The 26865-nt window shown below is 65.3% G+C and carries 29 protein-coding genes; 10 read left to right on the top strand and 19 right to left on the bottom strand.

Translation table 11 applies throughout. From position 1 onward, the window contains the following. Window positions 1-104: 104 nt before the first annotated feature. On the bottom strand, window positions 105-1544 hold the full coding sequence (locus ACXAJT_RS04940) for an NAD(P)-dependent oxidoreductase (protein WP_475233402.1): 1440 nt from the start codon (window positions 1542-1544) through the stop codon (window positions 105-107). A gap of 226 nt (window positions 1545-1770) precedes the next feature. On the opposite strand from ACXAJT_RS04940, the gene ACXAJT_RS04945 reads away from it, so the two are divergent. Continuing rightward, a complete protein-coding gene (locus ACXAJT_RS04945) occupies window positions 1771-2574 on the top strand; it encodes an undecaprenyl-diphosphate phosphatase (RefSeq protein ID WP_475233405.1) in 804 nt (267 codons plus the stop codon). Between the two features lie 276 nt (window positions 2575-2850). On the opposite strand, the gene rlmH is transcribed toward ACXAJT_RS04945, so the two are convergent. From rlmH to ACXAJT_RS04970, 5 genes are all read right to left on the bottom strand, one after another. Then, window positions 2851-3321: a 23S rRNA (pseudouridine(1915)-N(3))-methyltransferase RlmH gene (rlmH, locus tag ACXAJT_RS04950; protein WP_475233407.1), complete on the bottom strand. Its 471-nt coding sequence runs from the start codon at window positions 3319-3321 to the stop codon at window positions 2851-2853. A 10-nt stretch (window positions 3322-3331) separates the two neighbouring features. Continuing rightward, window positions 3332-3709 carry a ribosome silencing factor gene (rsfS, locus tag ACXAJT_RS04955; protein WP_475233409.1) on the bottom strand — a complete coding sequence of 126 codons (378 nt, stop codon included), beginning with the start codon at window positions 3707-3709 and terminating at the stop codon, window positions 3332-3334. 231 nt (window positions 3710-3940) lie between these two features. After that, the gene (locus tag ACXAJT_RS04960; protein ID WP_475233410.1) at window positions 3941-6280 is read right to left on the bottom strand and encodes an aldehyde dehydrogenase family protein; all 2340 of its coding nucleotides are present in this window, start codon (window positions 6278-6280) and stop codon (window positions 3941-3943) included. A 31-nt stretch (window positions 6281-6311) separates the two neighbouring features. Continuing rightward, window positions 6312-7304, bottom strand: coding sequence for a deoxyribose-phosphate aldolase (deoC, locus tag ACXAJT_RS04965; RefSeq protein WP_475233411.1), 993 nt, complete (start codon window positions 7302-7304; stop codon window positions 6312-6314). A 72-nt stretch (window positions 7305-7376) separates the two neighbouring features. Then, window positions 7377-8066 carry a hypothetical protein gene (locus ACXAJT_RS04970; protein ID WP_475233413.1) on the bottom strand — a complete coding sequence of 230 codons (690 nt, stop codon included), beginning with the start codon at window positions 8064-8066 and terminating at the stop codon, window positions 7377-7379. A 248-nt stretch (window positions 8067-8314) separates the two neighbouring features. Here ACXAJT_RS04970 and ACXAJT_RS04975 point away from each other — a divergent pair, with 248 nt between their 5' ends. Continuing rightward, the gene (locus tag ACXAJT_RS04975; protein ID WP_475233415.1) at window positions 8315-8659 is read left to right on the top strand and encodes an antibiotic biosynthesis monooxygenase family protein; all 345 of its coding nucleotides are present in this window, start codon (window positions 8315-8317) and stop codon (window positions 8657-8659) included. 59 nt (window positions 8660-8718) lie between these two features. On the opposite strand, the gene ACXAJT_RS04980 is transcribed toward ACXAJT_RS04975, so the two are convergent. The 3 genes from ACXAJT_RS04980 to smpB all read right to left on the bottom strand — a co-directional run bounded on the left by ACXAJT_RS04980 (window position 8719) and on the right by smpB (window position 11338). After that, window positions 8719-9903 carry an amino acid aminotransferase gene (locus ACXAJT_RS04980; protein WP_475233417.1) on the bottom strand — a complete coding sequence of 395 codons (1185 nt, stop codon included), beginning with the start codon at window positions 9901-9903 and terminating at the stop codon, window positions 8719-8721. Continuing rightward, on the bottom strand, window positions 9903-10760 hold the full coding sequence (gene sseA, locus ACXAJT_RS04985; protein WP_475233418.1) for a 3-mercaptopyruvate sulfurtransferase: 858 nt from the start codon (window positions 10758-10760) through the stop codon (window positions 9903-9905). The genes ACXAJT_RS04980 and sseA overlap by 1 nt, the downstream gene beginning before the upstream one ends. A 104-nt stretch (window positions 10761-10864) precedes the next feature. Then, window positions 10865-11338, bottom strand: coding sequence for an SsrA-binding protein SmpB (smpB, locus tag ACXAJT_RS04990; protein ID WP_475233420.1), 474 nt, complete (start codon window positions 11336-11338; stop codon window positions 10865-10867). Window positions 11339-11737: 399 nt separating this feature from the next. Between smpB and puuE the strand changes: the two genes are divergently transcribed. From puuE to ACXAJT_RS05010, 4 genes are all read left to right on the top strand, one after another. Then, window positions 11738-13150, top strand: a complete 1413-nt coding sequence (gene puuE / locus ACXAJT_RS04995; protein WP_475233421.1) for an allantoinase PuuE — start codon at window positions 11738-11740, stop codon at window positions 13148-13150. 5 nt (window positions 13151-13155) lie between these two features. Continuing rightward, window positions 13156-13998: a bifunctional allantoicase/(S)-ureidoglycine aminohydrolase gene (locus ACXAJT_RS05000; RefSeq protein WP_475233422.1), complete on the top strand. Its 843-nt coding sequence runs from the start codon at window positions 13156-13158 to the stop codon at window positions 13996-13998. Next, window positions 13995-14492 (top strand): ureidoglycolate lyase, encoded by a 498-nt coding sequence (locus ACXAJT_RS05005; protein WP_475233424.1) that lies wholly within the window; start codon window positions 13995-13997, stop codon window positions 14490-14492. The genes ACXAJT_RS05000 and ACXAJT_RS05005 overlap by 4 nt, the downstream gene beginning before the upstream one ends. Before the next feature lie 89 nt (window positions 14493-14581). Beyond that, entirely contained in the window at window positions 14582-15949 is a 1368-nt protein-coding gene (locus tag ACXAJT_RS05010; protein WP_475233425.1) for a uracil-xanthine permease family protein, read from the top strand. Between the two features lie 58 nt (window positions 15950-16007). Here the strand turns inward: ACXAJT_RS05010 and ACXAJT_RS05015 are convergent, their stop codons facing one another. Next, a complete protein-coding gene (locus tag ACXAJT_RS05015) occupies window positions 16008-16592 on the bottom strand; it encodes a hypothetical protein (protein WP_475233426.1) in 585 nt (194 codons plus the stop codon). A 171-nt stretch (window positions 16593-16763) separates the two neighbouring features. Here ACXAJT_RS05015 and ACXAJT_RS05020 point away from each other — a divergent pair, with 171 nt between their 5' ends. The 3 genes from ACXAJT_RS05020 to ACXAJT_RS05030 all read left to right on the top strand — a co-directional run bounded on the left by ACXAJT_RS05020 (window position 16764) and on the right by ACXAJT_RS05030 (window position 18563). After that, window positions 16764-17054: a hypothetical protein gene (locus ACXAJT_RS05020; protein WP_475233427.1), complete on the top strand. Its 291-nt coding sequence runs from the start codon at window positions 16764-16766 to the stop codon at window positions 17052-17054. Next, window positions 17026-17727: a hypothetical protein gene (locus ACXAJT_RS05025; RefSeq protein WP_475233429.1), complete on the top strand. Its 702-nt coding sequence runs from the start codon at window positions 17026-17028 to the stop codon at window positions 17725-17727. The genes ACXAJT_RS05020 and ACXAJT_RS05025 overlap by 29 nt, the downstream gene beginning before the upstream one ends. Window positions 17728-18053: 326 nt before the next feature. Further along, complete coding sequence (locus tag ACXAJT_RS05030) at window positions 18054-18563, top strand: hypothetical protein (RefSeq protein ID WP_475233431.1); 510 nt, start codon at window positions 18054-18056, stop codon at window positions 18561-18563. 21 nt (window positions 18564-18584) lie between these two features. On the opposite strand, the gene ACXAJT_RS05035 is transcribed toward ACXAJT_RS05030, so the two are convergent. From ACXAJT_RS05035 to ACXAJT_RS05050, 4 genes are all read right to left on the bottom strand, one after another. Beyond that, window positions 18585-19823: a lytic murein transglycosylase gene (locus tag ACXAJT_RS05035; RefSeq protein ID WP_475233432.1), complete on the bottom strand. Its 1239-nt coding sequence runs from the start codon at window positions 19821-19823 to the stop codon at window positions 18585-18587. A 97-nt stretch (window positions 19824-19920) separates the two neighbouring features. Further along, window positions 19921-20523: an SCO family protein gene (locus ACXAJT_RS05040; protein ID WP_475233434.1), complete on the bottom strand. Its 603-nt coding sequence runs from the start codon at window positions 20521-20523 to the stop codon at window positions 19921-19923. A gap of 10 nt (window positions 20524-20533) precedes the next feature. Continuing rightward, window positions 20534-21103 (bottom strand): copper chaperone PCu(A)C, encoded by a 570-nt coding sequence (locus tag ACXAJT_RS05045; RefSeq protein ID WP_475233436.1) that lies wholly within the window; start codon window positions 21101-21103, stop codon window positions 20534-20536. A 117-nt stretch (window positions 21104-21220) separates the two neighbouring features. Then, window positions 21221-21577, bottom strand: a complete 357-nt coding sequence (locus ACXAJT_RS05050; protein ID WP_475233438.1) for a hypothetical protein — start codon at window positions 21575-21577, stop codon at window positions 21221-21223. A gap of 351 nt (window positions 21578-21928) precedes the next feature. On the opposite strand from ACXAJT_RS05050, the gene ACXAJT_RS05055 reads away from it, so the two are divergent. Further along, window positions 21929-22684, top strand: coding sequence for a DeoR/GlpR family DNA-binding transcription regulator (locus ACXAJT_RS05055; protein WP_475233440.1), 756 nt, complete (start codon window positions 21929-21931; stop codon window positions 22682-22684). A gap of 12 nt (window positions 22685-22696) precedes the next feature. Here the strand turns inward: ACXAJT_RS05055 and ACXAJT_RS05060 are convergent, their stop codons facing one another. The 5 genes from ACXAJT_RS05060 to rutA all read right to left on the bottom strand — a co-directional run bounded on the left by ACXAJT_RS05060 (window position 22697) and on the right by rutA (window position 26649). After that, a complete protein-coding gene (locus ACXAJT_RS05060; protein WP_475233441.1) occupies window positions 22697-23485 on the bottom strand; it encodes an aldolase in 789 nt (262 codons plus the stop codon). Between the two features lie 231 nt (window positions 23486-23716). Beyond that, complete coding sequence (gene rutD, locus ACXAJT_RS05065; protein ID WP_475233442.1) at window positions 23717-24484, bottom strand: pyrimidine utilization protein D; 768 nt, start codon at window positions 24482-24484, stop codon at window positions 23717-23719. Next, window positions 24484-24867 (bottom strand): pyrimidine utilization protein C, encoded by a 384-nt coding sequence (gene rutC, locus ACXAJT_RS05070; protein WP_475233444.1) that lies wholly within the window; start codon window positions 24865-24867, stop codon window positions 24484-24486. The genes rutD and rutC overlap by 1 nt, the downstream gene beginning before the upstream one ends. Then, a complete protein-coding gene (locus tag ACXAJT_RS05075; protein WP_475233446.1) occupies window positions 24860-25555 on the bottom strand; it encodes an isochorismatase family protein in 696 nt (231 codons plus the stop codon). The genes rutC and ACXAJT_RS05075 overlap by 8 nt, the downstream gene beginning before the upstream one ends. 8 nt (window positions 25556-25563) lie before the next feature. After that, window positions 25564-26649 carry a pyrimidine utilization protein A gene (gene rutA, locus ACXAJT_RS05080; protein ID WP_475233447.1) on the bottom strand — a complete coding sequence of 362 codons (1086 nt, stop codon included), beginning with the start codon at window positions 26647-26649 and terminating at the stop codon, window positions 25564-25566. Window positions 26650-26865 lie beyond the last annotated feature (216 nt).

Consider the following 26865-nt stretch of genomic DNA (forward strand, 5'->3'; position numbering starts at 1 on the left):
CGGCGAAGGTCGGCAGGGCTGACCTTTCTTTGCGGCGGGTCTCAGGGGGGCGCACGCCCCATGCGCATGGTTTGTGCATGGGATGTGCATTGGCTGAGCGGGGCTTATTCAGCGGCGATCGCCGCCACCTTGTCGAAGTCCTTGAGCACATGCTCGGCGCAATCGCGGCCGTCACGGATCGCCCAGACCACAAGGCTCGCGCCGCGCACGATGTCACCCACGGCATAGACGCCGGGCAGCGCGGTACGGCCCGAGGTGAACTCGGCCTTGATGGTGCCCCAGCGGGTCACTTCCAGTTCGGGCGCGCCCCACAGCGTCGGCAGTTCCTCGGGCTCGAAACCAAGCGCCTTGATCACCAGATCGGCAGGCTCTTCGTAGTCGCTGCCATCGATCAACTCGGGCGACTGGCGGCCCGTGGCGTCGGGCAGGCCGAGGCGCATGCGCTGCACCATCACCGCTTCGACAGCCTCGTCGCCCTTGAAGCCCTTGGGCGCGGTCAGCCATTCGAACTGCACGCCCTCTTCTTCGGCGTTGGCGGTCTCGCGCTGCGAGCCGGGCATGTTGGCGCGGTCGCGGCGGTAGAGGCATTTCACGCTCTCTGCACCCTGACGGATCGCGGTGCGCAGGCAGTCCATGGCGGTGTCGCCGCCGCCGATCACCACGACGCGCTTGCCCTTCGCGTTGAGCTCGCCGCTTTCGTACTCGGGCACGGTGTCGCCGAAGTTGGCGGTGCGGTTCGAGGCGGTGAGATAGTCGATCGCCTTGACGATGCCCTTGGCACCCGCACCGGGGCCACGCAGGTCGCGCGACTTGTAGACGCCGGTGGCGATGATCACCGCGTCGTGCTGATCGCGGATCTCGTCAAAGCTCATGTCGCCGCCGACATTGCAGTTGAAGACGAAGCGCACGCCGCCGTCCTCGAGCTGCTTGATACGGCGCATTACCACGTCCTTCTCGAGCTTGAAGCCCGGGATGCCGTAGGTCAGCAGGCCGCCGCCGCGGTCGTAGCGGTCATAGACAGTGACCTGCACGCCGGCGCGGCGCAGCATGTCAGCCGCGGCAAGACCGCCGGGGCCCGCGCCAATGATGCCAACGCTTTCGTCACGCTCCGCCACGGGTGCCGGGGGTTTCACCCAGCCCTGCTCCCACGCGGTGTCGGTGATGTATTTTTCGACAGAGCCAATGGTCACGGTTCCGTGACCGGACTGTTCGATCACGCAGTTGCCTTCGCACAGACGGTCCTGCGGGCAGATGCGGCCGCAGATCTCGGGGAAGGTGTTGGTGGCCTGGCTGATCTCGTAGGCTTCTTCCAGACGGCCGGTCGCTGTGAGGTTCAGCCAATCGGGAATGTTGTTGTGCAGAGGGCAATGCGACTGGCAGTACGGCACACCGCACTGGCTGCAGCGGCTCGCCTGCTCCTCGGCCTTGGCCTTTGCGAACTCAGCGTAAATTTCGTCGAAGTCGTGGCTACGGACACTCGCCTCCCGCTTCTCGGGCATGTCGCGCTCGATCTTCACGAATTTCAGCATGGGTTGCTTTGCCATGATGCCTTGTCTCCAAGCAAATCAATCGGTCGGGCTTCATTACATAAGGTCCGATCCGAATAAAAGTCAGAGGTATTGACCTATATTGATAAAAATTTCCCCGAAGCCGCCAGCGGCAGCTGTTCTTGACCGGGAAATAGGTCCGATATCGGACCAATTTCCCTCTTTCCCCCTGAAAACCAAGGGCCTAAGACGATATGGATTATTTCAGCGGAGTGCAGATTACATGCCCCTGACGCAACTGATTATCCTCGCCCTCATCCAGGGTATTACCGAGTTTCTCCCGATTTCCTCCTCCGGTCACCTGATTCTTCTGCCGAATCTCACCGGCATGCAGGATCAGGGCCAAGTCATCGATGTCGCGGTCCATGTGGGCACGCTCTTCGCCGTCGTGCTGTATTTCTGGTCAGACGTGAAGACAGGCCTCGCGGGCGTGCCGCGCATGCTCACCGGCAAGATCGACACGCCCGGCTCAAAACTCGCCTTCCTTCTGGCCGTGGCCACCGTTCCGGTCATTCTCATCGGGCTCATCCTCAGTGTCACGGGCCTGTCGGACATGCTGCGCTCGGTCGCCGTGATCGGCTGGACCATGCTGATCTTTGGCATCGTGCTGTGGTGGGCCGACCAGAAAGGCCCGCAGATGAAGACCGAAGAAGACTGGAACCTGAGCGACGCGATCAAGCTGGGTCTGTGGCAGGCGGTCGCGCTGATCCCCGGCACCTCGCGCTCGGGCATCACCATCACCGGCGCGCGGCAGATGGGCTACACCCGCCACGACGCCGCCAAGATCGCCATGCTGATGTCGATCCCCACGATCTTTGCCTCGGGCGTGCTGCTGGGCGCAGAGGTGATCGGCACCGCCGATGCACAGGCCGCCAAGGACGGTGCGATCGCCGCCGCCTTCGCATTCGTCGCGGCGCTGCTGGCGCTGACATTGATGATGCGGCTGCTGCGCTCGGTCAGCTTCACGCCGTACGTAATCTACCGGGTGATCCTCGGGATCATTCTGCTGGTCTACGCGTACAGCTGAATGCCCGCTTGGGCGCCACTTGGGGGACCGCTGGAATTGGGGAGCCCCGGAGTTCGGGGAAACTCCGGGGCTGTTGACCTACCCGGGACCGGCGGGGGAGCCGGCAGGGACAGATATGGGGCACGTCAACCTCGCTCGTCTTCACAGCTGCGCGACGGCGCGATATCTTGCAGCTAATTCAGGCTTTTCCGCCTTTGCAACGAACGGGTTGTGTCCGCGCGGATTCCCGCCAAGGTCGTGTCGCCGTAACGGCGAAAACCCGCCGACAGACCTGTTTCAAACGCGATGATAAGGACTTCCGGCAAGGATCGACGCAGCGCGGTACAATTGCTCTGAAAGCATCACCCGCACCAGCATGTGTGGCCAGACCATCTGCCCGAAGCTGAGCGCCATGTCCGCCTCGGCGCGCAGCGCCGGATCGATCCCATCCGCCCCACCGATAACGAAGGCCAGATCGCCGACGCCCTGATCACGGAATCCGGCAACCTTCTGGGCGAAATCGGGCGAGCTCACCAGCCTGCCCCGCTCGTCAAGCACGCACAGCTTGGCACCGGCGGGGATCGCCTTGCGCAGCAGCGCCGCCTCGGCTGCCATCCCCCCGCCCTTGCGGTCCTCCACTTCGACAACGTTCACCGGTCCAAGGCCAAGCGCCCGCCCGGTGCGGTCGAACCGCTTGAGGTAATCGTCAATAAGGTCGCGCTCGGGGCCAGACCGAAGCCGGCCCACGACGCAGAGATGCACGCGCATGAACGCTCCGTCAGGTCGCGCTCTGGGTCACCTTGCCCAGCGGCATCCACATCTTCTCGAGCTGGTAGAACTCGCGGACCTCGGGGCGGAACACGTGGACGATCACATCGCCGGTGTCCACCAGAACCCAGTCGCCCGTTTCCTCGCCTTCGGTCTTGGCGAGGACGCCCAGCTCGTGCTTCAGATCCTCGGCGAGCTTCTCGGCGATCGATGCCACCTGCCGCGAGGAGCGCCCCGAGCAGATCACCATGTGATCGCAGACAGAGGTCTTGCCGCGCAGATCAATCTGCACGACTTCCTCGGCCTTGTTGTCGTCGAGAGACTTGAGGACGGCGGCAAGGATCTGCTCGCTCGTGACCTCGGTTTGGGTCAGCCCCGTCATGGGCATCCCCGCATCAGCGGCACCAGCCGCATCGGCAGTAACAGACAGGACAATGTCCTCCTTGGTTGCGCACGCCGAATGTAACCCCGGCGCAGGGCATGATCTAAAGATAGCATCGCGAGGCCGTTTTCTCAACGGCGCGGGGAAAGACAGCCCTTTAGACAAGCCAGCCGGCTGAATCAACGCCTGAATCGGCGAGGCGCCCATGCGCCCCGCGCAATTCGCACAGGCGGCGACTCACGCGCCCCAGGGAATCCACACGGTCTGCACCTCGGTCGCGGCCTCGAGGAAGGCATGCCCCTCCCCGTCCGCCGCCATCCAGTCGCGGCCCTTACCGCCGTTCACCCAAGCGCGCTTGAGGTTGCCCGCCGCGCCTGCCTCGATCGCCTTGGACAGATCGGAGGACGAGAAACTCCACACCGCCTCCACGTCCATGTGGCTGGCCAGCGTCGGCGCGAGGTCTTCGTGCGGACCGGTGAGGATGTTGACCACCCCGCCCGGCAGATCGGATGTGTCGAGCACCTGATAGAAATCCGTCGCCGCCAACGGGAAGGGTTCGGAGGCAACCAGCACAACGCGGTTGCCCATGGCGATGGCCGGCGCCATGACCGAGACAAGCCCCAGAAGCGGCGCCTCGTCCGGGCAGAACGCCCCGACCACGCCGGTGGGTTTGCGCAGTGAGAGCGCGGTGCCGCGCAGCGGCACGGGCTTCACCGCCCCCTCGTATTTGTCGGCCCATGCCGCATAGGTGAACAGCCGATCGACCGAGGCCTCAACCTCCGCCGCGCCGCCCTTGCCGCCCGTCATGGCATCAATCCGGGCGGCGAATTCGCCGGCGCGCGCCTGCAGGTTCTCGGCGATGAAATAGATCACCTGCGCGCGGTTGTGCGCCGTGGCAGCAGACCAGCCCGCCGCACCTCGCGCCGCCTCCACGGCATTGCGGATGTCCTTGCGCGACGAGATCGGCGCTTGCCCCAACAGCTTGCCCTTCTTGTCGTAGATGTTCTGCGCATAGCCACCATCGGGCCGCGCCTGCTTGCCACCGATGTAAAGCTTGGCGGTGCGGTCGACGTCCTGCGGCTCCGCCGTCTCGCCCGCAAAGGCCTCGACCTTCTTCAGCGCCTTCGCCTTGCCGGCGGGCTTGGTGTAGGCGGTCAGCCCCTCCCAGCCGCCTTCGCGACCGAACCCGCTCTCGCGCAGCCCGCCGAATGGCGCCGCCGCGTCGAACATGTTGCCGCCGTTGATCCAGACCACACCTGCTTCGAGCTTCGGCGCCACGTCGAGCGCGGTGTTGATATTCTCGGACCAGACCGAGGCCGCCAGCCCGTAGCGGGTGTTGTTGGCGATCTGCACCGCCTCGGCGGGGGTGCGGAAAGTGGTCGAGACCAGCACCGGGCCGAAGATTTCTTCCTGCATTAGCACTGAGGCCGGCGCGAGGCCGGTCACCAGCGTCGGCGCGTAGAAGCAGCCTTCCGGCGCAGCGCAGCTCTGATAGACCGCGCCCTCGCCGTCCGCCTTGGCCATCAGCGCTTCGATCCGGGCCTTCTGTTTGGGGTCGACGATGGCCCCAATGTCGATGCATTTGTCGAGCGGATCGCCGATACGCAGCTTGGCCATCCGCGCCTTGAGCTTTTCATAGAAGCGCTCGGCGATGCCTTCCTGCACGAGCAGGCGCGAGCCAGCGCAGCACACCTGTCCTTGGTTGAACCAGATGGCGTCCACCAGCCCTTCGACCGCACTGTCGAGATCGGCGTCCTCGAACACCACATAAGCCGACTTGCCCCCCAACTCGAGCGTCAGGGACTTGCCGCTGCCGGCGGTGGCGGTGCGGATCTTGCGGCCAACTTCGGTCGACCCGGTGAAGGCGATCTTGTCGACCTCGGCACCGACGATCATCTCGCCCACCGCGCCGTCGCCGGTGACGATGTTCACCACGCCTTTCGGCAGACCGGCCTGCTGGCACAGATCGGCAAAGCACAGTGCCGTGAGCGAAGTCCATTCGGCTGGCTTCAGCACCACTGTGTTGCCCATGGCCAGCGCCGGCGCGACCTTCCACGCCAGCATCAGCAGCGGGAAGTTCCACGGCACGATCTGCCCGCAGACCCCCAGCGGTTCCTGACCGGGCAGTTCCTTGTCCATCAACTGCGCGCAGCCTGCGTGATAGTAGAAGTGCCGCGCCGCCAGCGGGATATCGATATCACGGCTCTCGCGGATCGGCTTGCCGTTGTCGAGGGTTTCCAGCACCGCCAGCAGGCGCGCGTGCTTCTGCACCAGCCGCGCCAGCGCGTAAAGGAAACGCGCCCGACCCTTGCCACCCATCTTCGCCCAGCCCGGCTGCGCCGCGCGTGCCGCCTTCACCGCCGCGTCGACGTCGCCCTGCGCCGCCTGCGTCACCTCGGCCAGCACCTCGCCGGTGGCCGGGTTGCGGCTCTCGAAGGTCTCGCCCGCTTTGGTGAATTCGCCATCGATGTAGCAGCCAAAGCGCGAGCCCTGGTCGACAATCCACGTCAGCGCATCCGCGGCGCTCTCGGGGGCCGGTCCGTAGTCCATGCTCTCGAAAATCTCTTTCACGCCCATTTCAGTGTTCTCCAAATACGCAGACGCGCCATCAACCAGCGGCGTGGCGCCAGGAGGCCGAGTAGGCCCCGGTCACATGGTGTTCCAATTGCCGCTCGATGTCGCCCAGCAGCGAGGAAGCGCCAAAGCGATAGAGGTCGGGCTGCAGCCAGCGATCGCCCAGCTCTTCCTTGACCAGCGCAAGATAGGTCACCGCATCCTTGGCCTTGGAAATGCCGCCCGCAGGCTTGTAGCCAACCCGGTAGCCGGCCTCTTCAAAGTACTCGCGGATCGCCCGCATCATCACGAGGCTCACCGGCAGCGTGGCGTTGACGCTTTCCTTGCCGGTGGAGGTCTTGATGAAATCCGCGCCCGCCATCATGCAAACCATCGAGGCGCGCGCGACGTTCTGCAGCGTGCCCAGCTCGCCGGTGGCGAGGATCGCCTTCACATGCGCCTCACCGCAGGCCTCCCGGAACGCGCGCATCTCGTCGTAGAGTGCCTGCCAATCGCCGGTCAGCACGTGGCGGCGCGAGATGACGATGTCGATCTCCCGCGCACCCGCCTTCACGCTCTCAGTGATCTCGGCCACGCGCAGGTGGAACGGCGACAGCCCCGCCGGGAAGCCCGTTGAAACCGCCGCCACGGGGATGCCGGTGCCCTCAAGCGCCTGCACCGCCGGGGCGATCATGTCGTGATAGACACAAACCGCGCCGGTGGTCAGCCCTTCCAGCCCCAGCGCCTCGAGGATATCCGCGCGCACCGGCTGGCGCGCCTTGGCGCAGAGCCGCGCCACCCGGCCCGGCGTGTCGTCGCCCGACAGTGTGGTCAGGTCGATGCAGCTGATGGCGCGCGCCAGCCACGCCGCCTGATAGTCCTTCTTCACCGACCGGCGGCCCGGCAGGCTCGCGGCACGTCGCTCGATCGCCGAGCGGTTGGCGGTGCAGCGCATCACCAGGTCCATATCCAGCGGCATGCCGGGATTGCGGGGCTCGTGGACCTGCGGCAGCAGGCTGGTTTCGTCTCGGGTCATCGTCTCAGACATGGATCACATCCTCCGGGATGAAGGGTCGCATGAGCCCCTCCTGCGGGCAAGCTAGCGCAGAAGCGGGCGAGGTCAGCGGATACGGTGCGACAGCCAGCGCAGAAAGGCGTTCTTCTGCGGGCGCAGCAGTTCAAGATGCAGGATGCGCGGCTTCGGCGCATCGGACCAGATCAGTTCCGACGCAAAGAAGACGCGCTTGTTGAATTGCGGGGTGAAGGCATAGAATTTCACGTCCGAGCGCCACAGCGCCTCGCGAAAGCTCGGCTGATCGATCTTCATGCCAGAGGCTCTGAAGCTCTCGGCCCAATCGGCGAAAAGCTCCAGCACGGCCGGTGTCTTGCGATAGAGCAAAACGCCGGTGTTGATCTCGGGAAAGCTCTCCGGCAGGTCCTCACGGATCGGTTTCTGATGCCGCGGCCGATGCCACAGGATCACCTGCGTGCCGCAAATCTCGTATTTGCGCAGCAGGTCGAAGAAGCTGCCCAGATCGGCACGCACGATGGTGTCATTGTCGAGAAAGAGGCTCTCGTCATAGGGGCTTTCGCCCAGCACATTAACCTTGGGGCGCTTCAGCCCCTCTGGGATGTAGAATGCCTGATCAAAGCCCGAGACATCGTCGCCGTCCTTGCACCAGATCGCCGTACCAAGGTCGGGGTTGTGCTTCTTGACGCTCGCCGCCGACCGCCGCGCCACCTCGACGTGCTCACGCCCCCAAGCCACGTAGACCACCCCGCGACGTAGAGCGGTGTCTTTCTGCGCCATGCAAACCTCCGATACTCAGGCGCGACATAGGTGTTTGCTCGGGGTCTGTAAATCCGCGCACCCCGGCTCACCGCATGACAGACAAAAGGCGCGACTTTCGCGACATATCTCGCGAAGACAGAAGCCCGCCACACCTCGCCAGCCGCCTTCTTCTCTTCAAAAATACGCACAGCTCAACCTCTCCGCCCCCGGCCCGCTTGCCAATTCCCGGCGCCGCGGTGAAAGCTGCCCGCAAGGAGGAGCCAGCCATGATCGCCATCATCTTCGAGGTCATCCCCGCCACAGGGCGCAAGCAGGAGTATCTCGATATCGCCGCTACGATGCGCCCCATGGTCGAGCAGGTCGAAGGGTTCATTTCCGTCGAGCGGTTCCAGAGCCTCACCGATCCCGACAAGCTGCTCTCGATCAGCTTTTTCGAAAACGAGGCGGCGGTGGCCCGTTGGCGCAGCCTTGCAGCGCACCGCGGCGCTCAAAAGGCCGGTCGCGACGGCATCTTCGCGGACTACCGGCTGCGGGTGTGTCACGTTCTTCGCGACTACGGCATGGAAAATCGGGACGAGGCACCGCAGGACAGTCTCGCCACGCACGGCTGACGCCTCAAACGCAAACGCGGGCCCGAAGGCCCGCGTTGCCACGTCATTCCAATCCCGGCTCAGACGCCGGATTTCACGATCGCTTCGGCGAGGACCGGCACGGTCGTCTCGTTCAGCCCGGCGATGTTCAGGCGCGAGTCGCCAACCATGTAGACACCGTGGTCCCGGCGCATGGTCTCGACCTGCTCGGGCGTCGCGCCAAGTCGCGAGAACATGCCACGGTGCTGCGCGATGAAGCCGAACCGGTCGGACCCCGACAGGCGCTGCAGTTCCGATGCCAACTGCTCGCGCAGGCCCAGCATCGACAGGCGCACCGCTTCAAGCTCCGCGGCCCAATCAGCGCGCAGCTCGGGATCGGCCAGCACCATCGACACCAGACGCGCGCCGTGGTCCGGCGGGAACGAGAAGTTCTGGCGGTTGAGGTAGTTCAGCGTGCTCTGGTTGAGCTTCTGCGCGCCGGCGTCCTTGGCCACCGCCATAAGCAGGCCGGTGCGCTCGCGGTAGATGCCGAAGTTTTTCGAGCAGGAGGCCGCGATCAGGCACTCGGGCACCGAAGACGCCACGTGACGCACGCCCGCCGCATCCTCTTCCAGACCGTCGCCAAAGCCCTGATAGGCGATGTCGATCATCGGCGTGCCCTCTTTCTCGAGCAGCAGATCGGTGACCGCCTTCCACTGCGCGAGGTTGAGGTTGGCGCCGGTGGGGTTGTGGCAGCAGCCGTGCAGCAGCACCACGTCGCCCGGCATCACCTGATGCAGATCGGCGATCATGCCGACGAAATCGACACTGCGGGTCTCATTGTCGAAATAGCGGTAGGGGACGATTTCCAGCCCCATGTGCTTGAGGATCGACAGGTGGTTCGGCCAGGTCGGGTCCGACACGAAAACGCGGGCCTTGGGGTTGGCCTGCTTGATCATGTCAAAAGCCTGACGCACCGCGCCGGTGCCGCCCGGCGTCGCCGCCGCGGCCACGGTCTCGCGCGGGACGGCATCGCCCAGCACCAGATCGATCATCGCGTTCGAGAACGCGGGATCGCCCGCCAGCCCGGTATAGGCCTTGGTGGTCTCGGTCTCCCAGAGCTGCTTTTCCGCGGCCTTGATGGCGCGCATGACGGGCGTGTTGCCGCTGGCGTCCTTGTAGACGCCGACCCCGAGGTCGATTTTCTGCTCCCGCGGGTCTTCGCGGAAGGCCTGCATCAGCATCAGGATCTTGTCGGCGGGTTGCTCTTTCAGAGTCTCGAACATCAGTCCTCTCCGGTGGCGACGGGCAGCGTGGGGAATTGCCCCCACTCGCTCCAGGACCCGTCATAAAGGGCATGGTCGGTCTTTCCCATGCGTGTCAGGGCAAGGCTCAGGATCGCCGCGGTGACGCCCGAGCCGCAGGTCGTGATCGCCGGCTTCGACAGATCGACCCCTGCCGCCTCGAAAGCGGCGCGCAGCGCCTCGGGTGCCTTTAGCGTCTGGTCGGCGTTGAGCAGCACGGAAAACGGCACATTCTTGGAGCCGGGAATATGGCCGGCGCGCAGACCCGGTCGCGGTTCGGGCACATCGCCGCGGAAGCGCTCGGCACCGCGGGCATCGATGATCTCGTGATCGCGCAGCTTGGCGGCGGCCGAAACCTGCGTGACGTCCTTCACCAGATGGTTCTGCCGGCGCACCATCATGTGACGGTCACGGATGAGCGGCGGCAGATCCTCGATCTCGCGGCCTTCGGCCTGCCATTTCGGCAGCCCGCCGTCGAGCACGGCGATATCGTCGTGGCCCATCAGCTTGAACAGCCACCACACGCGCGCCGCGGAAAACAAACCGGCACCGTCATAGACCACGATCTGGTGGCCATCGCCGACGCCAAGCGCGCGCATGCGCGACATGAACTTGTCGACCGGCGGCACCATATGCGGCAGTTCCGAGCGCTGGTCGGACACCTCGTCGATGTCGAAGAACCGCGCGCCGGGAATATGCGCCGCCTCATACTCGGCTTTGGGATCGCGGCCCGAGCCCGGCAGATACCAGCTCGCGTCGAGCAGGCGCAGGTCCGGGTCCTTCAGGTGGCGCGCCAGCCAGTCAGTTGAAACCAGCGTCTTGGGATCGTCACTTGCCATTACCTCTCCCCGGGGCAGTCAGCATCGTGTCGTCTCTACGGTGCTCGCCGCGGACTGGCAACCCTGAGCCGCCAGGCCACGCGTGTTGCAGGGCGTCTTGCGTCTCAGCCGCGCTCTTTGAGCAGGCGCTGCTTCTGGCGGTTCCAGTCGCGTTTCGCCTCGGTCTCGCGCTTGTCGTGGTTCTTCTTACCCTTGGCGATGCCGATCTTCAGCTTAACGATGCCCTTGTGGTTGAAATACATGACCAGCGGCACGATCGTCATGCCCTTGCGCTGGGTCTCGTTCCACAGCCGCGCCAGCTCTTTTTTCGACACCAGCAGCTTGCGGCGGCGCCGCTCCTCGTGCGGAAACATCGCGCGGTTGTAGGGCGCGATATAAGAGTTCACCAGCCACAGCTCGCTCTCTTCCACCGCAGCGTAGCTCTCGGCAATGTTCGAGCTGTTCTCACGCAGGCTTTTGACCTCCGAGCCGGTCAGAACGATACCGCATTCGATATCGTCCTCGATCGCGTAATCGAAGCGCGCGCGCCGGTTCTCGGCGATGATCTTGTAGTTCGGGTCGGACTTCTGCTTGGCCATGATGGGTGCACATAGGGTCTGAGGGGCACTCTGTCCATATGGTGCCGTGCAGAATGGACCCGGCACACCAGCGATAGCGGCATCCAGAAAGGGAATAGAGGGGGCTCTGCCCCCGAGGCGCGGCGCGCCTCTCCCCCGGGATATTTGGGTCTAGACGAAGCGGCAGGCGTGTCTCTTGTGGTCTTCGTCTAGACCCAAATATCCCCGCCGGAGGCATCCGGACATGCCGGTCGCGCACCGTCCGGGCATGGGCGCGCCCTTCCCACAAGAACTTGCTCCTTTTTTCAGCGGTGCTAACAGAAGAGGCAAGGCGCGCGCGCGGCCCAGTCGCTTTGCGGTTCCGCACCCTCCGGCGCGCCAGTATCGACAGGAGAAAGACCCATGCCAGAGGACCGGCAGATGCAGCGATACCCCCGCAACATGATCGGCCACGGCCCCGACCGCCCCGACGCCAAATGGCCCGGCGGCGCGAAGATCGCCGTGCAATTCGTGCTTAACTATGAGGAAGGCGGCGAGAACAACGTCCTGCATGGCGATGCCGCCTCCGAAGCTTTCCTGTCGGACATCGCCGGGGCCGCACAATGGCCAGGCCAACGGCACTGGAACATGGAGTCGATCTACGAGTACGGCGCGCGCGCCGGCTTCTGGCGGCTGCACCGGCTGTTCACCGGCTACAACATCCCGCTGACCATCTACGGCGTCGCCACCGCGCTCGCGCGCTCGCCCGAGCAGGTGGAGGCGATGAAGGACGCGGGCTGGGAGATCGCCTCGCACGGCCTCAAGTGGGTCGAGCACAAGGACATGCCCGAGGAAGAAGAGCGCGCCGCCATCGCCGAGGCGATCCGCCTGCACACCGAGGTCGTGGGCGACCCGCCGCGCGGCTGGTACACTGGGCGCTGCAGCGAGAACACCGTGCGGCTCGTCGCGGAAACCGGCCAGTTCGATTATGTCTCGGACACCTACGACGACGATCTGCCCTATTGGCTGGAGGTCGGCGACCGGGACCAGCTGATCATCCCCTATACGCTCGAGGCCAACGACATGCGCTTCGCCACCTCGCCCGGCTGGATCGAGGGCGAGATGTTCTTTACCTACCTCAAGGACGCCTTCGACGCGCTGATCGTCGAGGGCGAGGCGGGCAAGCCGGCGATGATGTCGGTGGGTCTGCACTGTCGGCTGATCGGCCGTCCCGGCAAGATGATGGGGCTGAAGCGCTTCATCGATTACATCAGCGGCTTTGAGGGCGTGTGGACGCCGACGCGGCTGCAGATCGCCGAGCACTGGGCGCAGACGCATCCGCCGAAAAAGGGCCCGCGCCCCTCGACCATGGACCGCGAAACTTTCGTCGGCACTTTCGGCGGCATCGTCGAGCATTCGCCATGGGTCGCCGAGCGCGCCTTTGATCTGGAGTTGGGCGCTGCGCATGATCGCCCCGCCGGTCTGGCCAATGCCCTCGCCCGCGTGCTGCGCACCGCCAGCCGCGAGGAACGGCTGGGCGTCCTGCAGGCGCACCCCGACCTCGCCGGAAAACTGGCCGAGGCCAAGCGCCTGACCGAAGACAGCAGCGCCGAGCAGGCCAGCGCCGGGCTCGACGCACTGACCGACGCCGAACGCGCGCGGTTTACCCAGTTGAACGACGCCTATGTCGAGAAGCACGGCTTTCCCTTCATCATCGCGGTGCGCGACCACGACAAGGCGGGGATCCTTGCGGCCTTTGAACGTCGCATCGATCATGACACCGAGACCGAGTTTGCCGAGGCCTGCCGTCAGGTCGAACGCATCGCGCGGCTGCGGCTGGAGGCGATCCTGTGAGCGTCATGTCCCTGCCCCGAACCTACGCCTTCCCGCCCGCCGGCATGCCCCCGCGCGAGGACAACCCTCATGGCGCTGCGGTCTTCACCACCGCCTATGCCTTCATCCCCGCCGGCACTATGCGCGACATCGTCACCTCGCTGCTGCCGGGCTGGCAGAACGCCCGGGCGTGGATCATCGCCAAGCCGCTTTCGGGCTTTGCCGAGAGCTTCGCGCAATACGCGGTGGACCTGGCGCCCGGCGGCGGCAGCGATGCGCCCGAACCCGATCCGCAGGCACAGGCGGCGCTGCTGATCACCGAGGGCATGGCGCGGCTGAGCGTCGGCAGCGAGACCTTTGATCTGCGCGCAGGCCATGTGGTCTACCTGCCGCCCAGTTCCGGCTGGACGCTGTGGAACAGCGGCGAGCTGCCCTGCAAGTTTCACTGGATCCGCAAGCGCTGGGAGGCGGCGCCCGGGGTCTCGGTGCCACCGGTGATCGTCACCCATGACGATGAGGTGGCGATCAACTGGATGCCCGGCTGCGAAGAGCTTTGGGGCACGCAGCGGTTTTTCGATCCCGCCGATATCCGGCACGACTTTCACGCCAATATCGTCACCTTCGGCAAGGGCGGGCGCATCCCTTTCGCCGAGACCCATGTGATGGAGCACGGGCTCTACGTGCTGGAAGGGCGGGCGCGCTACCTGCTCAATCAGGATTGGGTGGATGTCGGTCCGGGCGATTTCATGTGGCTGCGCGCCTTCTGCCCGCAGGCCTGCATCGTCGAGGAAAGCGAGCGCTTCCGCTACCTGCTCTACAAGGACGTCAACCGCCACGTCTCGCTGGCACCCGTGGGAGCGGCACGATGAAGCAAGTCCTGATCAAACCGCTGACCGCAGAGGCATTCGCCCCCTTCGGCGAGGTGCTTGAAATCAATGGCGCGCCTGACAAGATCATCAACCAAGGGCTGTGCGGGCGGCACCACGACCGCGCCGCGATGGCCTTCGGGCCCGGCGGACGGGCGGGCATCAGCCTCTTCGACGCCGAGCCACGCGCCCTGCCCTACACGCTGGAGTTGGTCGAGCGACATCCCGAAGGCAGTCAGGCCTTCGTGCCGATGCACCAGAACGAATGGCTGGTGATCGTGGCCGAGCCGGGCGCAGGCGGCAACGCGACACCGGGAGAGGTGCATGCCTTTCTCGCCGCGCCCGGTCAGGGGATCAATTTCCACCGCGGCACATGGCACGGGGTGCTGACACCGCTGCATGCGCCCGGCCTCTTTGCCGTGGTCGACCGCATCGGCGAGACGCCCAACCTTGAAGAACACTGGCTGGAGGAGCCGCTGCTGATCACCCGGGGCTGAGCAAGGCCCCACCACCCCGCGCAAGCGCCCGGCAGAGGCGGCGGGTCATCTCATAACCACGACGCAACAACGACGAGGGAGACTATGGAATGACTGACGCAACCGCCCCCAAGGGCCACCCGATCGGCACGCCGGAACAGCTGAGCGATCCCAATTACATGCCGCCGCTCGGCAAGGCCGTGCCGCTGGGACTGCAGCATGTGCTGGCCATGTTCGCCTCAAACGTCACCCCGGCGATCATCATCGCCGGGGCGGCGGGTTTCGGCTACGGCTCGAACAGCCCCGACTTTCCCAACATGATCTACATGATCCAGATGGTGATGCTGTTTGCCGGCATTGCCACGCTGTTCCAGTCGATCGGCCTAGGCCCGGTGGGCGCGCGGCTGCCGATCGTGCAGGGCACCTCCTTTGCCTTTCTGCCAGTGATGATCCCGGCGGTCGCCGGACAGGGGGTGGCCGGGATGGCCGGGCTGATGACCGGCATCATGATCGGCGGCGTATTCCACTTCTGCCTTGGCTTCATCGTCACCAAGATCCGCCACGCCCTGCCGCCGCTGGTCACCGGGCTGATCGTGCTGATGATCGGGCTGGCGCTGCTGAAGGTGGGCATTCAATACGCCGCCGGCGGCGTGCCGAAGCTGGGCACCCCTGAGTTCGGCAGCCTTGCCATGTGGGCACCCGCGCTGGTGGTGATCCTCGTGACGCTGGCGGTGAAGTTCTTCACCCAGGGGCTCTTGTCGCTTTCGGCGGTGCTGGTCGGGCTGATCGCCGGCTACGTAGTGGCCTTTTTCATGGGGCAGGTCAGCTTTGCCAGCGTCGCCAACGCGCCGGTGTTCGAACTGCCCATGCCGTTCCGCTGGGGCATTGAATTCAACGCCGCGATCATCATCGGCATGTGCTTCATGGCGATCATCTCGGCGATCGAGACCGTGGGCGACGTCTCGGGCATCACCAAGGGCGGTGCTGGGCGCGAGGCGACCGACCGCGAGGTTGGCGGCGCCACCTTCGCCGACGGGCTGGGCTCGGCGGTGGCCGGGGTCTTTGGCGGGCTGCCCAACACTTCGTTCAGCCAGAACGTCGGGCTGATCTCGATGACCGGCGTGATGAGCCGCCATGTGGTGACCATCGGCGCGCTCTTCCTGATCGTCTGCGGGCTGGTTCCGAAAGTCGGGGCGGCAGTCTCGACGGTGCCGATCAATGTGCTGGGCGGCGCGGTGATCGTGATGTTCGGCATGGTCTGCGCGGCGGGGGTGAACATGCTCTCGGAGGTCGTGTGGAACCGCCGCAACATGGTGATCTTCGCCATCTCGCTGTCGGTGGGCTTCGGGCTGCAACTCGAGCCGTCGGCGCTGCAGCACCTGCCGCAGACGGCACAGGTGCTGCTGACCTCCGGCCTGTTGCCGGCGGCGGGGCTGTCGATCCTGCTCAACCTGTTGCTGCCGCAGGACATGCACTGAGCCCGATCAGGCGTCGTGGTCGGACTTAGTGGTCGTGCGTCGTGTTCTTGCGGCGCGCTCAGTCGTGTCGCCCACCCTGCCGCCACTCGCGGTTCCACGCGCTGTTGCGCTCGGCCCCTCGCTGCGCGCTGCGCCCAACCACGCGCCAGCCCGATTGCTCGAGGCACCGCACCGAAAACGCCTGCTCGCGGTCCTTGCCGAGCCGGACCGTGCTTTTGCACTGGTCCGGCAGCGCCTTTGTGCGGACGGCGGCGGCGCGCAGGCAGGAGCGAAGCAAGACATCACCGCGCGCTCCGCGCACCTCGCGCCGGCAGGCGCCGGGCAGCACGCCACGCAGCCCGGCTTCCGAACGCCGGTCGAAGCGGTCTCTCTTTGAGGGCTCAAAGCGGTAGGGGCGCGGCAGATGTGGCGCGGCGTCCGCTCTGCGGCTCTGCACCTGCGGGGTCTGCCGCTTTTTGTCATCGTCATCATCACGCGCATTGGCGCGCGCCTCGCTGACCGCCTTGCCGATCATGTAGACAACCGCCGCCGTGCCCAGCACTTTGGCCACATCCTTGGCATCGGCGGCGCGGGCTGATCCGGCGGCAATCCCGGTGACCGCCAGCGAGGCGGCAAGAATGGCGGCAATGAACTTTCTGGACATGGGCTGTCTCCTTCTGGGGGAACCTGAGCAAACCACGGCAGCCGCCGCGATCTATCCACTCCTCCCTCCGCCTCGGGAAAACAGGCAATATCCCCCTGATGTTATCGGATATCCGGCGCCTATCCGTCTGGGGCTATTGAATTGCCGCCGCGGCGCGCTCAGTCTTTGGCTATGAATACGCCGCTTGTCGCCCTTTCCCTTATCGCCGGTCTCGCCGCGTCCGCGGCGCAGGCACAGTGCTATGCGGAGTACAAGGCAAAGCAGGACGATCCGCTGCGCCTGCAGTACGGGATCGCATTGCTTCCCACACCCGAATGCCCGACAAAGAACACCGCCGCGGCGCAGCTGGAAATCCGGCTGGACCGCAACAACTGGACATTGCTGAGCATCGTCGGCCTGTCGGAGCAGGAACCCTCGGAAGAAAAGAAGACCAATGCCGGCGAGTTCTATCTCCGCTACTGACGCGCGCCGCACCGGCGGGCGGATCGTTACCTTCGGCATTCTTGCCATAGTCGCGCTGCTGGCCCTTGCAGGCGGGCTGCTGATGCTGACCCTGCCCGACGGCAACGCCTTCAACGCCCGCGTCGAGCGCATCTTCGTTGAGCACGATCTCACCGCGCAGGCCGAGGTGAAGCTGCTGGAGATCCTCGCGCTCTCGGGCACCGCCTTTGCCGACACTCTGGCCAGCTACCGCATGGTGATCTTCGTGCTGCTGATCTTTGCCGCCGCGATGCTGGTCGCGGCGCTGGTGTTTCTGGTGATGCTGGCGGGGATGAACAGGCGCATGGCGCAGATCGAGCGCTCGGGCATTCAGGTCAGTTCTCTGATCATCAGCCGCGAAGAGAATATGGTCTACCTCAACACCATGGGCTTCAAACTGACCCCGGCGATGATCGAGACCCTTTCGGTGCTGGCCGAGGCGCGGATGGACGACGAGATGCTGAGCGGCGCGCAGATTGAGGCGATGATCTCGGGCCGCGATGCCAGCGACTGCGAGGAGGCCGCGGGCGCCACCCGCATCAAGAGATTGCGCGACGGTCTGGGAAACCAATTGGTGAGCGAGCTTTTGGTCCGCAACATCGCGCGCAAGGGCTATCATCTGGCCATCGACAAGACGGTCATCGAGGTCGTCTAGGCGCGGCCAGCATTGTAGCGATACCCATCACGCCTGAAATCGCTCTGAGTGTGCCGAAGGCCGGACCGCCCGCAGCATGCCTCCGGCAGCGGAACAGCCTCTGCGCTGCGCCCCGAGACACCGTCCGACAAACCCTAACTAGCCCGCACGCTTAGGTTGCGCTAGTATCCGGGGACCATCGCAGATGGACTCAGCCGCCTGCCCTTGCCTGTTTTCGGCAGCGCGGATCATTTCAGACCGCAAGGGCCGCAGTTTTCGGCCCGCGCCGCGCCTCTCGCATATGCCTTGCGTCCTGCGCGGCCCCTCAAACGAGCGGAGGCTCTCTCATGGCACTCAAGGAAAAATTCACCGAGACCGACTGGGCTGCGGTTCTCGAGGCCCCGATGCTGGCAGGCCTTGCGATCACCGCCGCCGATCCCGGCGGGCTGATCGGCGCGGTGCAGGAAAGCGCGGCGATGGCGGGCTCGCTGAAAGACCACGCAACCGAGGACGGCACCGGCACGCTGGCCGCCGAAGTGGCCGAAGCCTACAAAAGCTCCGAGGGCCGCTCGGCCGCGATGGACGGGGTCAAGGCACTGGTGAAGGGCAAGAAACCGCAGGAGATCACCGATGCCGCCGTCGCCCGGCTGAGTGTGATCCTCGGGCTGGTCAAGACCACCGCGCCAGAAGAAGCACCGGGGTTCGCGGAGTTCCTCGTTGAGACCGCCACGCGCACCGCCGAAGCCGCGAAAGAAGGGGGCTTTCTGGGCTTTGGCGGCGAGGCGGTCTCGGACGCCGAGAAGAAGACCCTCGACGACATCAAGGCCGCGCTTACCGCAGGCACGGCGACCGTCTGAAAGGCCAATTGGCGGCGCGGCTCAGCCGCGCCGCAGCCGCGCCAGCAGCGCCTGCGAGGGCGTGCCGGTGACCGGCAAGCCATTGCGCACCTGATAGCCCTCGATCGCCGCCGTGGTCTTGCTGCCAAGCACCCCGTCGGGCGCGCCCGCGTCAAAGCCCGCAGCGGTCAGCCGCCGCTGCAGGTCACGCCGGTCGTCGATGGTCAGCCCATAGCGGTCGGGGGGGAAGCTGCCGCGCAGCGGTCCCGCGCCCAGCAGCCGGTCTGAAAGGTGCCCGACGCCGATCCCGTAATTCTGCGCGTTGTTGTAGCGCAGGATGACGTTGAAGTTGCGATAGACGAGGAAGGCCGGCCCTGCCGCCCCTTCCGGCAACAGCAGTTTGCCGGACCCCGCGGGGAGCGATCCGCCGGACGCCGCGCGCACGCCCGCCGCCGACCAACCCGATCCGCTGCGCGTGCCGCCAGCCATCGAAGCCCCGCCGGCTGGCAAAATCACTTCGAGGCCCCAGGGCTCGCCTTGCCGCCAGCCGCTGCGCGACAGGTAGTTGGCGGTCGAAGCCAGCCCGTCGGTCGGGTCTTCCGACCAGATATCGCGCCGCCCATCACCGCGGAAATCCACCGCATAGCTCTGGTAGGTGGTGGGAATGAACTGCGTGTGGCCCATGGCCCCGGCCCAACTGCCGGTCAGCTCCGAAGACCTTGTGTCGCCGCGCTGCAAGATGCGCAGGGCGGCCAGCGTCTGCGCCTCGAAGAACGCACCGCGCCGCCCGTCGTAAGCCAGCGTCGAGCAGGCCGAGATCACCGGAATACTGCCGCGCCGGGTACCGTAGCTGCTTTCCATGCCCCAGACCGCGCAGACCACATGCGGCGGCACGCCGTAGCGCGCCTCGATCTCGCGCAGCACGCCCATGTTGCGGCGCAGTTCCGCCCGCCCTTGGCTGACTTTCTGCTCGTTGGCGGTGATCGCGAGGTAGTCCTCGAGCGTGCGGGTGAACTCGGTCTGGCTGCGGTCGCGCTCGATCACGCCCGGCAAGAACCCGGCAGAGCGGAACGCCGTGTCGAAGGTGCCGCCGGAGATGCCCTGCGACAGCGCCCGCCCGCGGAACGACGCAACCCAAGCATCCCAGCCGGGGTTCGGCTGGGGCAAGAGCATCGGATCGGTTGGCGCCTCGGCCGCGCTATAGCCGCTGCCTCCGCCACATCCGGCGAGCAACGCCAGCGCGCCCCCGGAAAAAAGGAAAGTTCGTCTCGTGCTGCCCATCTCTGCCCGCTCCGCCTCTTGTGTGCTTTGCGGGAAGAGTGGCGCGCCCCTGCCCTCTCGGCAAGGGGCGACACGAGATTTCGGCGAGCGCCTGCCGTCAGGACCCGGCCACAAGCGCCTGCAACTTGCCAAGCGCCCGGTCGTAATCCTCCTGATAGTTGATCAGCCCGGCATAGTCGCCGCGCTCATCGAACAGCAGCACCATCGCCGAATGATCCATCGTGTAGCCGCCGTCGTCCAGCGGCACGCGCCCGGCATAGATGCGAAACGCCTTGATGGCCTTGTCGACTTCCTCGGGCGGGCCAGACACACCGCGCACGCCGGGCACCCATGAGACATAGTCCTCCAGTTGCTCGACGCTGTCGCGCTCAGGGTCGACGGTGACGAAAAACACCTGCAAGTCTTGCGCATCCGCGCCCAGCCCCTCTTCCCAAGTCGCGATATCGCCAAGCGTGGTCGGGCAGACCTCGGGGCAATGGGTGAAGCCGAAGAACACCGCCGATGGTGCGCCCTCGAGACTGTCCTCGGTGAAGGTGCTGCCGTCGGTGGCGGTCAGCCGGTACTCGCCCCGCCCCAGCGAGGCGGTGACATCCTGCTCGAGCCGCGGCGCAAGCACGCGAAACCACAGCAGCACGATGAGGGCGAGCAGCACCAGCCCCCAGAGCGCCAGCCGGATTGCGGAGATCGCTGGTTTGGTCATCTGTTGCGCCTCACCCGCCGTGTTTCATCTGGCCGTGTCCGCCCTGGCCACCCTTGGCGTTCGGCGCGCCGATGGCCAGCGGCAGCTCGACGCTGCCCGCGCGCTCGAAGGTCAGCGTCACCGTGACCGTCTCGCCCGCTACCAACGGCTGCTTCAGCCCCATCAGCATCAAGTGATAGCCGCCGGGTTTCAGCTCGACCGTCGCGCCGGCGGGAATGGGCAGCCCGTCCGGCAGTTCGCGCATCTTCATCACCTGCCCGTCCATCGCCATCTCGTGGATCTCCATATGGTCGGCCCTCTCGGGCGCGGCGCTGGCGGCGATCAGCCGGTCATCCTCGGCGCCGGTGTTGGTCACCGTGAGGAACCCGCCGCCGACCGGCTGGTTGGGCAGGGACGCACGCGAGAACGGGTTCTCGATCACCAGCGCCCCAAGCTCGAAACGGGTTTCTGCCGCAGCGGAGGCGGGCATCTCGCCTTGGCTCGTCGCATGGCTCATCTTTTGGGTCGTCGGGCCTTCGGCGCGGGCAGTGCCCGCGGCAAGAACGGCAAGGCCGAGGGCGGTTATCAGGGTGGTCTTCATCTTGGTCTCCTCGCGCGCGCGGACGCACCGCAGCCTGCGCATGATCAGGGCGAGGTCAGCCCTCGCGAAATCGGGAAAGATCGCTGCTGCGCGCGCGCCGATCAGGCGGCGGCGCACTCAGACCAAGACCGGCGGCGCCCGTGCCGAGCGATGTGGATCGCCGCGCTGCGGGCGGGTGGCCAGATCGCGCAAGAGTGCGACGTCGAAGGCGGGAGCGACCCGCTGCGACGGACGGTCCACACCCACCCGCGGCGCTTCGGGCAGCAGGTGGCAGATCGGACACTGATGCGCGTGATGCGCCTCCTGCCCGTCGCAAAGCTCGGCCAGCGTGCCGCCCATGGCGAGATAGGTTTCGAGCGCGGCGGCCTGCGAAGCGTCCTCGGGGGCCATGCGCGCCGCGAAGACAACGCTCGCCAGCGCCACCGTGAGCACGGTGGCGAGCAGCATCAGACGATGAGCGAGCGCGCGGGTCATGGTTCCATGTAACGGGGTTTCATCGCGCTTGGAAAGGGACGTGGCGTCGCATATGCAGGCACCAGACACCATCGAGTCGGACCTTCGTTAGTTAACCACGCGTTATCTTTTGTTGGACTATGTGCCCTCGTGTAAGCTTAGTTTCATCGGTGCCGCCACGCTTGGGCAGCGCCCGCCATCAGGAGCACGCCATGCAGCCGAAGCAATCCATTCGGCCCCGCAGGCGTTGACCCGACCATGACAGCCGAGACACCTGCACGCCCAGCCAGAGCACGCCCAGCCAGAGCACGCCCAGCCAAAGCACGCCCAGCCAAGACCGCCGCCGAGAAATCCGCGCCCCGGATGATGGGTGTGGTGCGCAAGGACCGCATCGCGCAGATCATCCGCGAGAAGGGCTTCATGTCGTCCACCGATCTTGCTGGCATGTTTGGCGTGTCAGAGATGACCGTGCGCCGCGATCTCAGCGATCTGGAAGAGCGCGGCGACCTGCGCCGCACCCACGGCGGCGCGATCCTCAGCAACAGCTGCCCGCCAGATCCCGCGCCCGCGCCGTTCTTCTGCGACCGGCAGCGCCAGAACGCCGACGCCAAGAGCCGCATCGCCCGGGCGGCGCTGTCTCTGGCCGGGCCCCAAGAGATGGTGGCGCTCGACATCGGCACCACGGTTCTGGAACTGGCGCGGCTGATGGTGGGCGATCCGGCGCGGCGCCTGTTCAGCAACAGCCTGCGTGTCGCCGCGCTGGAGACACGGGCCGAAGTCTACATGCTGGGCGGCAAAATGCGCCCCGCCGCCATGTCTCTGGTCGGGCCGGTGACCATGGAGCAGGCCAGCAAGCTGTGGTTCGATGTCGCCTTTTTGGGCGTCTCGTCGATCACCGAGGCCGGCATCTTCGACTTCTGCATCGAAGACGCCGAGATCAAGCGCACCTATGCCGCGCGCGCCGCGCGCTGCGTTGTGCTGGCCGATCAGAGCAAGTTCGCGGTCAACGCTCTGGTTCAGGTGGCCGGGCTGTCGCAGATCGACACGCTGGTGACAGACGCCGCGCCAACCGGCGCTCTGGCCGACGCGCTGGAAGCCGCCGGCGTCGAGGTCATCGTCGCCGGCTGACCGCCTGCCGGATCAGTCGCGGAACCCGGGCGAGGAGACATCGAGTTGGCGCTTGATGCTCTCCAGATGCATCCGCGCGCTTTCGGGATCCCCCTCGCGCATGAGCTTTGCGGTCTTCTCCGCCAGCGCCTCAGAAACCGGGATCAACCGGCGGCCCGAGGCCATCGCCTTGAGTTGCACTTCGGCGGCGCGCTCGAGGTAATAAAGATCGTCCCACGCCTCGGCGATGTTGGGGGCGCAGACCATGACACCGTGGTTGCGCATGAAGATCACGTCAGCCTCGCCCATGGCCTCGGCGATCCGGTCGCCCTCGTCATTGTCCAGCGCCAGCCCGTTGTACGCTTCATCGACCACGGTGCGCCCGTAGAATTTCAGCGCGGTCTGCCCGGCCCAGACCAGCGGCTCGCCCTCGATCATGGTCAGCGCTGTGGCATTGGGCATATGCGTGTGGAAGGCCGCGCCGACCCGTGGATGCCGCTTGTGCAGTCGGGCGTGGATGTAAAAGGCCGTGGCCTCCGGCTCGCCCTCCCCCTGCAGCACATGACCGTCAAAGTCACAGATCAGCAGGCTCGACGCCTTCGCCTCGGCAAAGGCATCGCCCAGACGGTTGACGAGGAAAAGGTCGGGATGGCCCGGCACCACGGCGGAGAAGTGGTTGCAGATGCCCTCTTCCAGCCCATAGCGCGCCGCCATGCGCAGCGTTGCGGCGAGATCGACGCGCGCCTGCTGAATCTCGTCGGCGTCAAGATCGACGTTGCGCAGCGGCGCCGGAGCGGAGGGTCTCTGCATCTCATGGGCCATGGGGGGTCCTTTCCTTAAAGTCAGGCGGACGGTGCGTGGCACCTGCGGGATTGTCCAGAGAGCCGAGACGTTCAACGCCCGAAACTCTACGACAAGACAGACAGCCGATCTAAAATATCGGCATATCTTCGCGCGGCGCGTGCGCTCATAGACGAAACGCAAAGCGCGCCGGTCCCAGTGCAGGGGCCGGCGCTCTGCCAAGCCAAGGAAATCTGGTCCCGCCCTTCGACCTCAGGCCGCCGAAAGGAATGGCAGCACGGCCGCTTCGAAAGCCTCGCGTTTGGTCAGGTTCACAGCGTGGCCACCTTGGTCAAAGACGACCAATTTGGCGCCAGGCAGGCGCTCGGCCAGCCGCTCGGACTGGCCCACATCGACCAGCGCGTCATCCTTGCTCGCAACAAGCAAAATGCCCTGCCCCGTCATCTCCTCCGGCAACCGGAAGCTGCGCAGCGCGCCGATGCGCTGGGTGATATTCTCCGCCCCTTGGAAATGCGCAACCGCATGCGCCTCTTCGGCGGCGATCTTCTCGGGGAACCCGGCGATCCAGAAGGGAGGGTAGAGGAAGTTCATCTGCAGAGCGGCAAACGCCGCGAGCCCCTGCTCTTCCAACGCTGCCAGACGGATGTCGAAACAGCGCGCGGTATGGGCGTCGATCTTGGGCCAGGCATTGATCGCCACAACCCGCTGGGCGCGGCGCTGCGCGCGTGCCGCCAGATCGAAGCCGACCAGCCCGCCGAGCGCGTGCCCCATCAGGTCGAACCTGTCGACCCCGGCTGCATCGCAGATCTGCAGCACGTCATCGGCCATGTCGGCGATCGTGGTCCGCCCCAGCGCTTCGGCATTCGCGCCGGTGCCGCGCTGGTCGTAGAGAATGAGATCGAAGCGCGGCTTCAGCGCCTCCAGATGCGGACCCCAATAGCCCTGTGCACCGCCGAGACCCGAGCACAAAACAAGCGTGCGGGCACCATCGCGCCCGCACTTCAGATGGGTAAATTCCATTACTTGATGACCGCGACCGTGGCGATCTCGACCAGCGCATCGGGCTTCACCAGACCGCATTGGATGCAGTAGCGCGCCGGCTTGTCGCCTGGGAAGTAGCTGGCATAGACCTCGTTCACCGCGGCGTAGTTGGCCCAGTCGGTGACAAAGATATGGTTCATCACCACGTCGTCCATCGTGCCGCCGGCCTTCTCGACCACCGACTTGATCGTTTCCAGCACATGCTTGGTCTGCGCCGCCGCATCGCCCACGTGCACGACGTTGTTTTCCTTATCGAAGGGCAAGGTGCCCGACACATACACCACCCCGTCGGCCAGCACGCCCGGCAGATAGGGTGCGAGCGGCTTGCCGGTGCCTTCGGGGATCACGGGAGTCTTAGGCATTCGAAAGTTCCTTTTCTTCCTTGGAGGTGAGCGCGGCGCAGAAGTCGTCGGTCTTGGCCACCCAGCCGAAGAAGGTGGCGACGTTGTAGACCGAGGCCTTCTGGATGAAGTCCGGGCCGAGGTGGTTGGTGGCGTCTTCGAGCATCAGGCAGTGGTACTCGAGGTGGAACGCATCGCGCAGCGAGCTTTCCACGCAGACGTTGGTGGCGATGCCGGTGAAGACCAGCGTCTTGATCCCGCGCGAGCGCAGCGCGCTGTCGAGGTAGGAGTTGAAAAAGCCCGAGTAGCGCGGCTTGGGGATCAGCAGATCCCCCTCCTGCGGATCAAGCTCGTCGATGATGTCATAGTCCCAGCCGCCCTTGGCCAGAAGCTGGCCCCAAAGCTCGGGGCGCTTCTTCATGGTCTTGATAGCGTTTGACTTCTTGACGTTCGGCGATTCTGGCCCGCCGGCCTCGACATAGGCCGGATCCCAGCCGTTTTGCAGGAAGGTCACCAGCACGCCGGCGTCGCGGCAGGCCTTGGTCACCTTCGAAATGTTCTCGATACATGACCGCGCGCCGGACACGTCGAACCCGGCAAGGTCGACATAGCCGCCCTTGGTAGCATAGGCGTTTTGCATATCCACCACGATCAGCGCGGTGGTCTCGGGATCGAAGGGAAAGTTCTCGGGTTGGGCTGTGACGTCCATATTCGGCCTCATGCGGGTTCGGAGACCTGAACCGACTTGCGGCAGGCCATGAGCGGCTGGATCTTGGAGCCGAAATCCTCGACGCCCTGCACGAAATCGTCGAATGTCAGCAGAACGCCGCCCGTGCCGGGCACTTCTGCCACTTCGTCGAGCATCTTTGCGACGGTTTCATAGGACCCCACCAGCGTGCCCATATTGATGTTCACCGCCGAGACCGGGTCGGACATCTGCCGCACGTTGGTGTCCGCGCCCGATTTGGTATCGGCCGCGCTCTGCAGGCCGAGCCACGCCAGCGCCTCTTCGTCGGCACCCTCCTTGTAAAGCTCCCACTTGGCGCGGGCCTTCTCGTCGGTCTCATCGGCGATGATCATGAAGAGCGCATAGGTCGAGACATCGCGACCTGTCTTGGCGGTGGCCTCCTTCAGACGTTCGGCATTGGGCGCAAAGGCCTGCGGGGTGTTCACCCCCTTGCCGAAGCAGAAGTTGTAGTCGGCATATTGCGCCGAGAACGCCATGCCTGCATCGGACGAACCGGCGCAGATCACCTTCATGTCGGCCTGCGGCTGAGGACTGAGACGGCAGTCTTCCATCTGGAAAAACTCTCCCTTGAGATCGCTCTTGCCGGTCTCCCACAGGTCGCGCAGCACCTGCGCGTATTCCGCCAGATATTTGTAGCGCGTGCTGAAGAACTCGTCGCCCGGCCACATGCCCATCTGGCTGTATTCGGGCTTTTGCCATCCGGTCACGAGATTGACGCCGAACCGCCCGCCCGAGATGGAATCGATGGTCGAGGCCATCCGCGCGACGATCGCCGGCGGCATCACCAGCGAGGCGGCGGTGGCGTAGAGCCTGATCTTGCTGGTGCAGGCGGCGAGCCCGGCCATCAGCGTAAAGCTCTCAAGGTTGTGGTCCCAGAACTCGGTCTTGCCGCCAAAGCCGCGCAACTTGATCATGGTGAGCACGAAGTCGAGCCCGTATTTCTCGGCACTCAGCGTGATCTCCTTGTTGAGTTCGAAGCTCGGCTTGTACTGCGGCGCGGTCTCGGAGATGAGCCAGCCGTTGTTGCCGATGGGAAGGAATACCCCGATTTCCATGCGTGCCTCCATGTGCGGACATAAGTGGGCCGGCTTGCGCGCCGGTCTGTCCTCATCAGGCGTTTTTTGACCAAACGGTAAAATTAATTTTTGCCGATTTCCGCGTGCCATGCACAAAGATGGTGAAGATGCAGGCAGTCTGGCGACGAGACACCAAATGCTGATCAAAATATGTATCGGGAAGACGGGTTTCGGCGCGGCCTGCGCAGCGCACCT

This window comes from Salipiger sp. ABF4_146 (genome assembly GCF_056161345.1).